Genomic DNA, 13,363 nt, shown 5'->3' on the forward strand with positions numbered 1-13,363 from the left:
CATCCCTTAGTTTAGTGAATTTCACCTATTTTAATTCTAAATATTATCAAAATAAACTATTTTTAATTAAAAATCAAGCCTATTTTAAAATTTCTTCAAATTCTGTAAAAAATCTTTCATTTTCATAAGGCGTTCCTATGGTAATTCTCATAGCATTTAAACCATAACTTTTTAAATTTCTTATTATTATACCCTTTTTAAGCAATTTTTCAGACAAATCTGTACTATTTTTTTCCTCAAAAAAATAAGTGATAAAATTTGTATAGCTTTCGATGAATTTAATACGATGTTTTTTGGCAAATTCCTTATAAAGCTCCATTTGAGAAAAATTATTTTCCAAAGTTTTTTTGGTAAATTCTTCATCGTGCAAAGCCGCAACCGCTGCTTTTAATGCTAAATTGCTTACATTAAAAGGGGCACGAAGTTTATAAAATGCACTGATAATTTCTGCATTTGCTATACCATAACCTATGCGCAACCCACCCAATCCATAAAGTTTAGAAAAAGTTCCTAAATAAAGCACATTTTTAAATTCTTGCACAAGATCACAAGGCTTTAGATATTTGTTTTGATCTTTAAAACTTGCAAATTCATTATAAGCTGCATCAATTATCACTAAACAATTCTCATCAATAGCGCGTATAAAATCAAGCACCTCGTTTGTGTCTAAGCACTCGCCCAAAGGATTGTTAGGCAAACATAAGAATATGATCTCAATCTCATCTTTATGTGCTTCATAAAGTGTTTTAAATTCAGATAAATCATGAGTGATACTTTGAGTTTTATAACATTTTGCACCGCATTGTTTAGCATAAATTTCATACATAGCAAAGCTTACCCCTGCTTGCAAAAAAGCATTTTGAGGGTTAAGTTTAGAATGTATAGCAAATTCAATAACCTGATCGCTGCCTGCACCAATGATGATATTTTCATTTTTTACATTATATTTTTGCGCCAATTCACCTTTTAACTCTACCATGCTGTCATCAGGATAAAGATTTGCCTTAAAAGCATTTTCTTGCAAAACTTTAACCGCTTTAGGCGGAGCACCAAAAGGATTTTCATTGCTTGCTAATTTTATCACTTCTTTTACGCCATACTCTCTAGCGATAACTTCAATATCCTTGCCCGGTTCATAATTGCTTAAGTGATTTAAAAAGTTATTGAATTTCATTTTTTTCTCCTGATAAATAAGATCCAAGCCAAACTACTTCATCTGCATTTTTCAAAGCGCGTTGAACATTTTCATCATCAATATGCCCTTCAAAATCTATATAAAAACTATGTAAAAATTCTTTTGATTTTACGGGACGAGATTCGAGTTTGGTAAGATTGATATTTTCTTTTTTAAATTGCTCTAATAAAGAACTAAGACCGCCAGGCTTATGTGCAGTGTGAGCTAAAATAGAAGTTTTACAATTTGGCATTTTTGGATTTTTAATATCACTTAAAATTAAAAATCTTGTACGATTTGCTGCATTATCTTCTATCTTATCAAAAAGCACAGGTACATTATAAAGCTTTGCAGCTATTTTAGAACAAATTGCAGCCGAATATTTATCTTGAGAGGCTAAATAAGCGGCATTTGCTGTAGATTTTGAAGGTACAAATTCTATATTACTTAACTCATGGCTTTCTAAAAATTTACGACATTGATTGTAGCCTTGTGGATGAGAATAAATGCGTTTTATCTCTTTTAGATTTTCATTAATTCCTACAAAAGAATGATGAATATCCATATAAATTTCACCAAAAATTTTAAGCTCGTTATACTTACCTAAGCAATCTAAAGTTACCCCTACGGCACCTTCTGTGTTATTTTCTATAGGAACAACTCCATATTTTGCTTCTTTATTGTTAAGCTCTTTAAAAACATCCTCTATAGTTGCAAGTGCGATATAGCGACTCATAGCACCAAAACGACTCCTTGCTGCTTGATGAGTATAAGTACCCTCAGGACCCAAATAAGCAACTATTTGAGGCATTTCCAAATTTCTTGAAACAGCAAAAATTTCTTGATAAATAGCCTCTATGGCATTTTGATCTAAAAGCCCCAAATTTGCATTTTTTAAGCGATTAATAATCGCTCTTTCGCGCTCAGGACGATAAATCGCTCCACCGCTTGTTTGCTTGATTTCTCCTATGCTTTTAACATAGCTCATTCTTTCATTTAAAAGTTCTAAAATTTTATCATCTACCATATCGATTTTATTTCTAAAATCTTCTAAGTTTAAATTTGGCATTTCAAATCCTTTAAAATTTCTAAAACGCTAGGATAAATTTTATCCACCATGCCTGTATCAAATCCTTTGGTATCACTTATTTTACCACTTAAAACAAGTAAGGTTTTCATACCCAATTCTTTAGCTTGAACCAAATCACCCTTTAAATCATCGCTAATGATTTTAATATCCTCAAAATCAGCATTTTTATTATAATTCCTCAAAAGCCTTAAAGCCTCTTTATAAAAAGCTGTGCTAGGTTTACCTACAACTTGGTATTTAAAATCAATAGCATTTTGTAACATCGCCATTATACTGCCCACACCCGGATAAAGCCTGCCCTCTTTTTTATAAATGCTACTTTCATGCATAGCGATAAATTGCACGCCCTCTTTAGCATATTCCATCATCAAAGCAAAATCTTGGAATTTAAAATCATCATAACTGGCAACAAGTACAGCCATAGGATTTTCAAAATCCATTTCAAAACCCAATTCTTCAAGGCTTTGTATAAATTCCTCTGCACCAAAAGCCGCAACCTTGCAAGGCCTTAAAATATATCTTAAAACGCTAAAAGGATCGATATAAGCACCCTCTTTGATGGCCAATCCTTTTTGTCTTAATCTTTCTAAGAAATCAATTTTTTTTGTATTGTTAGTAATAACAACATAGGGAATATTTTTTATATTTAAAAAATCAATCAATTCTTTAGCGCCATAGATCAAAGATTTATCAGCATCTGAAATCAAAGTTCCTTGCACATCTAAAAAAAACATTTTATCCCTTTAAAAATTGTTCTTCTAAGGCAATTTGTTCTTCAAAACTTTCCCTTTGGCGAATCATTCTTACCTCACCATTTTCAAAAGCTAATTCGCAAACTTTATTTCTTGTATTGTAATTACTACTCATACTAAAACCATAAGCTCCAGCATTTTTAATAACCATTATATCACCATTTTGAGTGCTTGGCAAAAATCTTGCCTTAGCAAAAAAATCTCCACTTTCGCAAATTCCACCCACAACATCACAAAGGCTTTCTTCTCCTTGATTATAAGGCAACAAAATTTCATGATAAGCTTCATATAAACTTGGGCGAATCAGATCATTCATAGCCCCGTCTACTATAACAAAACGCTTTGTTTTATTGTGTTTTTCATAAAGCACAGAGCATACAAATTCCCCACTATTAGCAACCAAAAATCTTCCTGGTTCCATTCCTATGGTTACATCAAGCCCATGCAATTGAGCAAGTATTCCTTGCGCATAATCATAAAGATCAGGCTCTATATCTTCTTTTTCATATCTTACACCAAGTCCACCGCCTATATCGAAGAATTTAAGCTCTATTTGTAAAGCCTTAAGCTCTCTTACTAATTTTGCAACAATTGTAGCAGCCTCATGGATAGGAGAAATATCTAATAATTGAGAACCTATATGAAAATGCACTCCAATAGGCTCTAAATGGGGTGAATTTTTAGCATAAAGATACATTTTTCTTGCAAGATCAATTTCTACGCCAAATTTATTTTCGTTTAAACCTGTAGAAATATAAGGATGAGTTTTAGCATTTACATTTGGATTGACACGGATACTTATCCTTGCTTTTAGATTGAGTTCTTTAGCTACACTTTCTAAAAGCATCATTTCAGCTTCACTTTCAAGATTGATATATAAAATATCATATTCCAAAGCAAGTTTTAATTCTTCTTGGGTTTTTCCTACGCCACTAAAAATTATCTTATAAGATTTAGCACCTGCTTTTAAAGCACGTTTAACCTCTCCTATGCTCACGCAATCAAACCCGCTGTCAAGCTTTACAAGCATTTGTAAAAGACTTAAATTTGAGTTTGCTTTTACCGCATAAAAAATTTGAGATTTTCTAGCTTTAAAAGCATTTTTAAGCCTTAAAAAACGCTCTTTAATAAAATCAAAATCATAAATATAAAAAGGGGTTTGAAATTCATCTTTGAGTTTTTTATAATCCATTTTTCACCTTTATTTTTAATTTTACTATATTAAAGCTTAATTTATCGGTGCTTGTAAAACATAAAACCACCTAAAAAAATTAACAAAACAATAGGCATAACAATGCCTAATTCACTTAAAATCACACCATTTTCGCTCAATCTTGATAGTAAAAATAACATACCCCAAGTAAGCAAAGTGACTACAAAAGCTACAAAAGCTACAAAAGCTAAATTAAAAAATCTTGCAATAACTGGGAAAAAATAATACATAATAAGCATTAAAAAAGGTGCAAAAAATGGCATAAATACAAGCTTGTAAAGATTGATTTTAAGTGCTTCTATGCTGATATTTTGTGTTTTAAAAAGCTCTAAACTTTCAAGTATATCCAAAATAGAATAATCACTATTGCTAGCCACCCCTTCGATAATCTTAGGCTTAAAACCTTCAAGGGTATCAAGCTCTTTAAATTCGCTGATATTTAATCCCTTATTGCCAAGCTCATACTCCTTAGGAAGCAAGGTTAAATTTCCTTCTTTTAAAGTCCAATTTTTCTTTTCAAAAACTCCACTTTTAGCCTCGATAAAAGAACTTAAATTTAAATCCTTAATATTAAAAATTTTAATATTTTGTGCGGTACTTTGTCCGTTATTAACCTTAGAAATATAAACAAATTCATCATTAAATTTCAAAAAAACTTCACCGCTTTGTTTTAACATAGTGCCATTTTTTAGAATATTTCTTTTATAATCATTTGCATAAGCAAAAGGGGTAAAATTTAATCCCACATACACAAAGCAAAAAAACAAAGCCCATAAAAAAGGAAATAATATAACCAAATTCTTGCTAAGCCCTAAAGCATAAAGGCTCACAAATTCATTAGCCCTTATCATAGAAACTAAAGAAAGCACTAAAGCAAAGATCAAAGAGACAGGCAAGACATAAGTAATAGCAGAAAAAGCCAAAAAGATCACATAAAGCAAGCTAAGATTTGCCGCATCGGGCAAGTCATTGAAATTTAAAAGTAAATCAATACCACAATAAAAACCCAGCAAAGATAGAAAAATAATGAAAAAATTCTTAAGATAAATTCCTGAAATAAAACGAAAAAATATCCACATCTTAAGCCTTTAAGCTATATTTTGAAGATATGGCCGATAAATCATCATTACGAATAAGCTCAAGTAAAGCTTTTTTAGAATGCTCTAAAACCTTACTTAAAATTAACTCTTCTTCGGCTCTAAATTTACCCAAAACATGAGAAATAACATTCTCACCCTTACCCACTCCTATACGCACTCTTTCATAATCGCTTCCGCATAAATTATCTATGCTTTTAAGCCCATTATGTCCCCCACTAGAACCGCCTTTTTTAAAACGCAAAGCACCTAAATTAATATCGATATCATCATGAACGACTATAATTCTCTCACATTTATAAAAATCATTTACTGCTTTTACACTTAATCCGGAATTATTCATATAAGTATGGGGTTTAAGAAATAAAGAAGAGCCCATTTTAAAAAGCTCTCCTTTGAATTTTGAGTTTGTAAGATTTGTGAAATTGCCTTCTTTTAAAAGCAAATCAACAAGCATAAAGCCGACATTATGGCGAGTATTTTCATACTCTTTGCCTATATTGCCAAGCCCTACGACTAAGATCATCTAGCTTTTTCTACGCCCACTACCGCTACTCTATCAGCATCTATCATAGTTACACCCTCAGGCACTACAACATCACGAACAAGTAAAGCATCACCCACATCAAGCTTGCTTACATCAAGCTCGAAGAAATTTGGTAAATTTTCTGCTGCACATTTTACTTTCAATCTTCTTTTTGATTGGATTAAAACACCTTTATTTTTAAGACCGATAGCTGTTCCTGTAATTTTCACTGGAACCATGTATTTAGAAATAACACCTTTTTGTGCAACTTTCAAATCCACATGTTTAAGTTCTGCAGTTACAGGATCTTTTTGATAATCCACTACAACAACATTTAAAGTTTGTGAACCTACTTTTACATCAAAAGCTAAAGTTGTTTTTTTGCGAACTTCTTTGATAAAATCATTTACTTTGAAAGCAGCATTGATGTTTTCTAATCCTTTTCCGTAGATGTTTGCGATTAGATAACCATCTCTTTTTAAAGCTTTAGCTGCTTTTCTACCGATACTCTCTCTAACGATACCTTCTAACATCTTTTTCCTTTCTTAAAAAATAAGCTTATAATTGTAGCTAATTTTGGCTTAGGTAAAAGTAAATTTATGATAGTTTTTTATTTACTTTGTTTTGGCTATAATTGCCGCGCAAAAAATATTAAGGAGGCGCATAATGAATACCAATATCGCGTGGTTTATGGTTATTTTTGGTGGGCTTATAGAATGTTTTTGGGTAGGCGGACTTAAGTATTCTACAGAGCTTTGGCAATATATACTTACTATTATTGGAGTTTGTATCTCTTTTACTCTGTTTTTAAAAGCGTGTGAAAAGCTTGAAGTAAGCATTGCTTATAGTGTTTTTGTAGGTATTGGGACTGTCGGAGTGGTTTTAAATGAAATATTTCTTTTTGATATCGAAGTTTCGGTAGCTAAAATTGTTTTAATTGCTATTTTACTTTTAAGCATTATTGGGCTTAAATTAATCAGCAAGGAGGCTAAATAATGGAGTGGATCTTTTTATTTTTAGCTACTATTTTTGAAATTATAGGCGTGATAGTGATGAAACAACTCGTCATCACTAAAAACAAATTTTATCTTTTAGCCTTAGCTGCTTGTTTTGCTTTATCATTTAGCTTTTTAAGTCTTAGTATGCAAAATATCGCTATGAGCGTGGCTTATTCTATATGGACAGGAGCTGGCACTGCAGGTGGGGTTATAGTAGGTGTGCTTTTTTACAAAGAAAGCAAAAGCTTTTTAAAACTTTTTTTAATAGCACTTATCATCGCCTGTACAGTGGGCTTAAAAATTCTTTCATAGGATTAAAATGAAAATATACATTAGCGGTATAGATACAGATGTTGGCAAGACTTATTTGAGCGCTAGAATTTGTAAAGAATTGGGTTTTGATTATTTTAAACTCATTCAAGCAGGGGTGCCAAAAGATAGTGATGAAGTGGCTAAATTCAGCTCTAAAACTAAGATTTTTAAAGAGGGTGTGTGTCTACAAACTCCTGCTTCACCACATAAGGCAAGAATTTTAGAAAAACTAAACTACAAAGCCTTTGATATACAAATTCCACAAAGCGATAAGCTTATCATAGAGCTTGCGGGTGGGCTTTTTTCGCCTATTGATGATGAAAAAACTATGATTGATTATATGAGCGAATTTAAACACCCCACCCTTTTGGTAGCCAAAGACTATCTAGGAAGTATCAATCATACGCTTTTAAGCATAGAAGCTTTAAAACAAAGAGGTATTGAAATCCTTGCCTTAGTGCTAAAGAGTGAAGATCATTTTAGCAAGGATTTTATCAGCAAATACACACAAATTCCTATCGTAGAATTTGACGATAGGGTTTGTGAAAATCTCTCAAAAATCCTTAAAAATTTGCTCTAAAGTATCTACCACGAAAGAAATTTGCTCTTTGGTGATGATGTAAGGGGGCATAAAATAAATCGTATTTGCTAAAGGCCTTAAAAGCAAACCTTTTTCCAAGGCCTTCCTAAACACAAAAAGTCCTACGCGTTTATACTTGCTGCTTAAAATATCAAAAGCACTGATCATTCCGCAAGTTCTAAAATTACCCAAAAAGTCAAATTTTTCAAGTCTTGAAAATTCTTTTTTGATAAACTCGCTTAAAATTTGATTTTTTTCTAAAATATTTTCATTCTCAAAGATATCTAAAACCGCATTTGCTGCCGCACAAGCTAAGGTATTTCCCGTATAGCTATGAGAATGTAAAAAAGCCTTTTGGCTTTCATAAGTATCATAAAAAGCATTATAAATTTCATCTCTTGTAAGCACTACAGAAAGTGGCATAAATCCGCCTGTGATCCCTTTTGAAAGGCAGATAAAATCAGAACTTTCTTTACACTGATGCAAAGCAAATAAACTCCCTGTGCGTCCAAAACCCACAGCGATTTCATCAAAAATCACTTGCACTCCAAATTGATGACAAAGCTTTATAGCCTCATCAATAAACCCTGCTTCATACATATGCATATTTCCCGCGCATTGCACCAAGGGTTCAAGTATAAAAGCGCAAATTTCACTTGCATTTTTTTCTAAAATATCTTTTAAAATTTCAAGCTCTTGAGTGTAATCTTTACTTTGTGGCACAGGCGTGCTTAAACACTCTAAAAGTAAAGGTTTATAAGTATCTTTATAAAGTGCTACATCTCCTACACTTAAGGCTCCTAAGGTTTCACCATGATAAGAATTGCTTAAAGATAAAAATTTACTTTTTTTCACTCCTTTATTTAAATGATAATGAAAACTCATCTTAAGTGCGACTTCAATAGCACTTGAGCCATTATCTGCGTAAAAACATTTATTAAAATTCCTGCCTACTTTTTCGCAAAGTCTTGCAGAAAGCTTGATGATGGGCTCATGCGTAAAACCTGCTAAGATCACATGCTCTAGCTCATCAACTTGTTTTTTAATAGCATTTGCGATTTTTTCATTGCAATGCCCAAAAAGATTTACCCACCACGAGCTCACACAATCCATATAAGCCTTATCATCAAAATCATAAAGCCACACTCCTTTAGCTCTTTTTATAGGAATGAGTGGCAAATTTTCATGATCTTTCATTTGCGTACAAGGGTGCCAAATATGCTCTAAATCGAGTTTTTTTAAAATTTCATTTTGCATTATAACTTCTTTTTTAAATATATTTTGGCAAAATAATACTTTAAATTTCTGAATTTTAGGAAAAAAATGAGCCTTGAAAATATCTTAGAAACCCTTGAAAAAAATCATAATCTTAGAAAACTTACAAGCCTCAAACATGAAGGAAATTTTGTTTTTAAAGAGGGTAAAAAGCTTTTAAATTTAGCGGGGAATGATTATTTAAATTTAAGCTCTTGCAAATCTTTAAAAGATGAATTTTTAGACAATATCAAAGAACAAGACTTATTTTTTTCAAGCTCAAGTTCAAGGAGCTTGAGTGGAAATTTTACAATTTATGAAGAATTAGAAAGCTTTTTAAAATCCAAATTTAAAGAAAAAGAAATCTTACATTTTAACAGCGGTTATCATCTTAATATCTCTTGTATAGCTGCACTTGCAAGCATTCCAAATACACTTTTTTTAGCAGATAAATTCATCCATGCAAGTATGATTGATGGGCTAAAACTTGGCGGAGCAAAATTTTTTCGCTTTCATCATAACGATATGAATCATTTAGAAAATTTAATTCAAAAACATTATGATCATTATGAAAATATCATCATTTTAAGCGAAGCATTATTTAGCATGGATGGTGATTTTTCTGATTTTAATACACTCATCGCCTTTAAAGAAAAATACCCTAAAATCAAACTTTATATCGATGAAGCGCACAGCGTGGGTTGCTTTGATGAGGAGGGCTTGGGACTTGTTAAAGCTTTAAATTTGGAAGAAAAGGTTGATTTTATAGTTTTTACCTTTGGCAAGGCTCTTGCTTCTATGGGTGCTTGTATGATTTGTAATAATCTTTATAAAAGCTTTTTTATCAACAAGGCTAGAGCTTTTATTTATTCTACGGCGCTACCTCCTATCAATATAGCTTGGACAAAATTTATTTTTGAAAAAATGAGCGAGCTAAAAGAAAAAAGAGAAAAACTACAAATCATAGGCAACTTTTTTAAAAATCAACTTATAGAAAAAAATCATCAAATTTTAGGCGATGCTTACATCATCTCCTTGGTTTTAGGAGAAAATCAAAAGGCTATAGACTTAGCAAAAAAACTTGAAACAAATGGCATTTTTGCACCCGCTATAAAAGAACCTACGGTGCCTAAAAATACAGCCAGAATTCGTTTTTCTTTGCATGCAGGACTTAGTAAAGAAGATTTAAAGAAAGTGGTAGAACTTTTATGAAAATAAGTAATTTAATTCAAAATGAAAACTCACAAGAACTTATCTTGGTATTTGGCGGTTTTGCTTCACATCCTAGTCATTTTACACATTTAAAAAGCGATAAAAATGTAGTTTTGGTTTATGATTATGAAAATTTAGACTTTAAATTTGATTTAAACTCTTTTTCTAAAATCACTCTTATAGCTTTTTCTATGGGAGTTTGCGTAGCAAGTAGAGTTTTAAAAGATATAGAGTTTTCGCAAAAAATAGCCATCAATGGCACGAATTTTGGTATAGATAAATTAAAAGGAATTCATCCTGCAATTTTTGCTAAGCAAATTAAAAAATTTGATCTTTCAAGCTTTAAAAAATCTTTATTTAAAGAGCGCGAAAATGAAGCAAAAGATTTTATCTTTAAAGATGAAAAAGATTTAAAAACCGAGCTTGAAAAACTTTTCGAATTTGCCTTAAAAGAGCGTAATGAAAGCTTTATTTGGGATAAAATTTACTCAAGCAATAATGATGAAATTTTTCCTCAAAATGCTTTAAAAAATACTTTTTCAAAACTTATTTTCCTAAATGAACCGCATTTTGCTTTTTTTCATTTTAAAACTTGGGATGAAATTTGAATTTTTTAAAAGCAAAAGATTATCAAAAACACGCAAAAGTGCAAGATTTAATGGGTTTAAAACTTTGTGAAATTTTAAAAAATTTAGAAATTTCGCATTTTAAAAAAGTGTTTGAATTTGGTTGTGGTAGAGGTGAATTTAGCGATAAGCTTTCAAAAATTATCACTTTTGATGAGTATCTAAAAAATGATATTTTAGATTATCCTGACAATCTTAATGTAGAAATTTTTGATATGAATACCCTAGCTACACAGAATTTAAGCAAGCAAAAATTTGATCTTATCACTTCTAATGCAAGTTTGCAATGGCTTGATTTAAAGCAGGTTTTGCCCGCGCTAGCAAATATGCTAAATGAAAAAGGAATTTTACTTCTTTCTACTTTTGGAGAAATGAATTTAAAAGAGATCAAGCAAAGCACAAGCTTGGGTTTAAAATATTTTAGCACAAAAGAACTTGAACAAATTTTCAAACCCTATTTTTCTGATATTAAAATCACAGAAGAAATTGTAAATTTGGAATTTCAAAACGCTTTAGAGGTTTTTAGGCATTTAAAATTAAGCGGAGTAAATTCTTTGGGATTTTATCGCTTAAACAAGCAATTCTTAAAAGAATTTGAAGAAAAATTTCAAAATAAACTCACTTATCATCCTATTTTTATTTTATGCAAAAAAGATACAAAATAAAATTTCTTATGTTATAATACAAAAAATCAAGATTATCCACAAAGGAAAGTACAATGAAAAAGCTCGTGTTATGTTTTATAGTGTTGTTTTTATCTTTAAATTTAAATGCACAAAATTTAAGTGTTTTCGTAGCTTCTTCGGCTTCAAAAGCTATGGAAGAAGTCAAAAATGAATTTTTAAAATCACACCCTAATGACAATATAGATCTTGTTTTTGGTGCTTCAGGAAAGTATTATCAACTTTTGAAACAAGGAAGGGAATTTGATCTATTTTTTTCAGCCGATACAAAATACGCGCAAGCAATTTATGAGGATCAAAACGCTTTAGATAAACCAAAAGTTTATGTTTTAGGTATCTTAGCCCTATATAGCTTAGATGAAAGCTTACTTGAAGGTGGGATAGAAAAGCTAAAAGATAAAGCAAATAAAATTCATCACCTAAGCCTTGCAAATCCAAAGGTTGCTCCTTATGGAGTAGCTGCTAAAGAAGTGCTTGAAAATTTAAATTTAGACAAACTCTTTGAAGATAAAATTGTTTTAGGTGAAAATATCTCCGTGCCTGTTTTACATGTCGATAGCAATAATGCGGATTTGGGTATCGTGGCTTATTCTTTAGTATCTTCTATCAATCATCCTAAAGGCAAAGCTATTTTGATCGATCAAAAATACTTCACCCCTTTAAAACAAAGCTATGTCATCACAAAATACGCTAAAGATAAAAAATTAGCCTTTGAATTTAGCGATTTTATCAGTTCGCAAAAAGCAAAAGAAATCTTTAAAAAATACGGATTTGACACACCTTGAATATCTTAAATGGTAAGATTATAGAGCTTTTAAATGAGGGTGAGATTGTCATCGTTAAGATCAGTATTAAAGAGCAAATTTTTAAAGTTTTAATGCTTGATCTTCATTCTTTACAAGATCTTAAAATAGGTACAAAAATTCAAGTACTTTTTAAAGAACACGAACTTGGCTTTGCTTTGCCTCATTCTATTTTAAGTGTGGAAAATTCATTTCTAGCAAGGATTAAAAGTATTAAAAAGGGCAAAATTCTATATCATATCTTTTTTGACTTTAAGGGTGATGAAATTTCTAGCATTATCACCAAAGAAAAAGCCTTAGAGCTTAAACTCGAAGAAGAACAAGAATGGCTTTGCTTTGTCAAGGAAAACGATATCATTTTAAAGGCTGTTTATGGATAATGATTTTTTACAAACCCTTTATCTTACCTTTAAACTTGCATTTATCACCACCTTTATACTCTTTTTCATCGGAGTATTTTTAGCCTATCTTTTAAGCTTTGTGAAATTTCCTTTTAAAAGCTTGGTGCAAACCTTTGTAGCTTTACCTTTGGTTTTGCCTCCAAGTGTTTTGGGTTTTTATTTACTCATAAGCTTTTCACAAAACAGCTTTTTAGGACAATTTTTAAAAGAATATTTTAACCTTTCTTTGGTTTTTAGCTTTGAAGGTTTGGTATTTGCTTCTTTGATTTTTTCCCTACCCTTTATGGTAAATCCTTTACAAAGTGCTTTTTCATCGATCAATCAAAACCTACTTGATGCTTCTTATACTCTAGGAAAGGGTAAAATTTACACACTTTTTAGAGTGATTTTGCCCAATTCCAAAGTAGGAATTTTTAGTGCTTGTGCGATGAGTTTTGCACACACCATCGGTGAATTTGGAGTGGTGATGATGATAGGTGGACATAAAAAAGGTGAAACTTTAGTCGCAAGTATTGCTATTTATGATGAGCTTGAAGTTTTAAACTATACCTTAGCGCATCAATACGCTTTTACTTTATTTGCGATTTCTTTTACCATACTCTTAAGTCTTTATTTTGTAAATAAAAAAATTGCTTTATAGGC

At 31.2% G+C, this 13,363-nt stretch carries 17 protein-coding genes; 9 read left to right on the forward strand and 8 right to left on the reverse strand.

The window, feature by feature from the left end:
* Window positions 1-79: 79 nt before the first annotated feature.
* From hisC to AAID94_07540, 7 genes are read right to left on the reverse strand one after another with little or no spacing between them, the layout of a single operon-like run.
* On the reverse strand, window positions 80-1,174 hold the full coding sequence (gene hisC, locus AAID94_07510; protein XAK23674.1) for a histidinol-phosphate transaminase: 1,095 nt from the start codon (window positions 1,172-1,174) through the stop codon (window positions 80-82).
* Complete coding sequence (gene pheA / locus AAID94_07515; protein ID XAK23675.1) at window positions 1,161-2,243, reverse strand: prephenate dehydratase; 1,083 nt, start codon at window positions 2,241-2,243, stop codon at window positions 1,161-1,163. Before pheA ends, hisC begins: the two co-directional genes overlap by 14 nt.
* Window positions 2,231-2,998 carry an HAD-IIA family hydrolase gene (locus AAID94_07520; GenBank protein ID XAK23676.1) on the reverse strand — a complete coding sequence of 256 codons (768 nt, stop codon included), beginning with the start codon at window positions 2,996-2,998 and terminating at the stop codon, window positions 2,231-2,233. The genes pheA and AAID94_07520 overlap by 13 nt, the downstream gene beginning before the upstream one ends.
* A gap of 1 nt (window position 2,999) precedes the next feature.
* Window positions 3,000-4,208, reverse strand: coding sequence for a diaminopimelate decarboxylase (gene lysA / locus AAID94_07525; protein ID XAK23677.1), 1,209 nt, complete (start codon window positions 4,206-4,208; stop codon window positions 3,000-3,002).
* A gap of 41 nt (window positions 4,209-4,249) precedes the next feature.
* Window positions 4,250-5,308, reverse strand: a complete 1,059-nt coding sequence (locus AAID94_07530) for an LptF/LptG family permease (GenBank protein XAK23678.1) — start codon at window positions 5,306-5,308, stop codon at window positions 4,250-4,252.
* Window position 5,309: 1 nt separating this feature from the next.
* Complete coding sequence (gene pth, locus AAID94_07535; GenBank protein ID XAK23679.1) at window positions 5,310-5,852, reverse strand: aminoacyl-tRNA hydrolase; 543 nt, start codon at window positions 5,850-5,852, stop codon at window positions 5,310-5,312.
* Entirely contained in the window at window positions 5,849-6,385 is a 537-nt protein-coding gene (locus AAID94_07540; GenBank protein XAK23680.1) for a 50S ribosomal protein L25/general stress protein Ctc, read from the reverse strand. The genes pth and AAID94_07540 overlap by 4 nt, the downstream gene beginning before the upstream one ends.
* 133 nt (window positions 6,386-6,518) lie before the next feature.
* On the opposite strand from AAID94_07540, the gene AAID94_07545 reads away from it, so the two are divergent.
* From AAID94_07545 to bioD, 3 genes are read left to right on the forward strand one after another with little or no spacing between them, the layout of a single operon-like run.
* Window positions 6,519-6,848, forward strand: a complete 330-nt coding sequence (locus tag AAID94_07545) for a multidrug efflux SMR transporter (protein XAK23681.1) — start codon at window positions 6,519-6,521, stop codon at window positions 6,846-6,848.
* Window positions 6,848-7,162 carry a multidrug efflux SMR transporter gene (locus AAID94_07550; protein XAK23682.1) on the forward strand — a complete coding sequence of 105 codons (315 nt, stop codon included), beginning with the start codon at window positions 6,848-6,850 and terminating at the stop codon, window positions 7,160-7,162. Before AAID94_07545 ends, AAID94_07550 begins: the two co-directional genes overlap by 1 nt.
* Before the next feature lie 7 nt (window positions 7,163-7,169).
* Complete coding sequence (bioD, locus tag AAID94_07555; protein ID XAK23683.1) at window positions 7,170-7,742, forward strand: dethiobiotin synthase; 573 nt, start codon at window positions 7,170-7,172, stop codon at window positions 7,740-7,742.
* Here bioD and AAID94_07560 read toward each other — a convergent pair.
* The gene (locus tag AAID94_07560) at window positions 7,716-8,999 is read right to left on the reverse strand and encodes an adenosylmethionine--8-amino-7-oxononanoate transaminase (GenBank protein ID XAK23684.1); all 1,284 of its coding nucleotides are present in this window, start codon (window positions 8,997-8,999) and stop codon (window positions 7,716-7,718) included. The genes bioD and AAID94_07560 overlap by 27 nt on opposite strands.
* Before the next feature lie 66 nt (window positions 9,000-9,065).
* On the opposite strand from AAID94_07560, the gene AAID94_07565 reads away from it, so the two are divergent.
* The 6 genes from AAID94_07565 to modB are packed head-to-tail and all read left to right on the forward strand — an operon-like array spanning window position 9,066 to window position 13,361.
* Entirely contained in the window at window positions 9,066-10,208 is a 1,143-nt protein-coding gene (locus tag AAID94_07565; protein XAK23685.1) for a pyridoxal phosphate-dependent aminotransferase family protein, read from the forward strand.
* A complete protein-coding gene (locus AAID94_07570; protein ID XAK23686.1) occupies window positions 10,205-10,816 on the forward strand; it encodes a pimeloyl-ACP methyl esterase BioG family protein in 612 nt (203 codons plus the stop codon). The genes AAID94_07565 and AAID94_07570 overlap by 4 nt, the downstream gene beginning before the upstream one ends.
* Window positions 10,813-11,499, forward strand: coding sequence for a malonyl-ACP O-methyltransferase BioC (gene bioC, locus AAID94_07575; GenBank protein XAK23687.1), 687 nt, complete (start codon window positions 10,813-10,815; stop codon window positions 11,497-11,499). Before AAID94_07570 ends, bioC begins: the two co-directional genes overlap by 4 nt.
* A gap of 53 nt (window positions 11,500-11,552) precedes the next feature.
* The gene (modA, locus tag AAID94_07580) at window positions 11,553-12,302 is read left to right on the forward strand and encodes a molybdate ABC transporter substrate-binding protein (protein ID XAK23688.1); all 750 of its coding nucleotides are present in this window, start codon (window positions 11,553-11,555) and stop codon (window positions 12,300-12,302) included.
* Window positions 12,299-12,700, forward strand: coding sequence for a molybdenum-pterin-binding protein (locus tag AAID94_07585; protein XAK23689.1), 402 nt, complete (start codon window positions 12,299-12,301; stop codon window positions 12,698-12,700). Before modA ends, AAID94_07585 begins: the two co-directional genes overlap by 4 nt.
* Window positions 12,693-13,361 carry a molybdate ABC transporter permease subunit gene (gene modB, locus AAID94_07590; GenBank protein XAK23690.1) on the forward strand — a complete coding sequence of 223 codons (669 nt, stop codon included), beginning with the start codon at window positions 12,693-12,695 and terminating at the stop codon, window positions 13,359-13,361. Before AAID94_07585 ends, modB begins: the two co-directional genes overlap by 8 nt.
* Window positions 13,362-13,363 lie beyond the last annotated feature (2 nt).

This window comes from Campylobacter coli (genome assembly GCA_039516895.1).
In the GTDB taxonomy this organism is placed as follows: Bacteria; Campylobacterota; Campylobacteria; order Campylobacterales; family Campylobacteraceae; genus Campylobacter_D; species Campylobacter_D coli_B.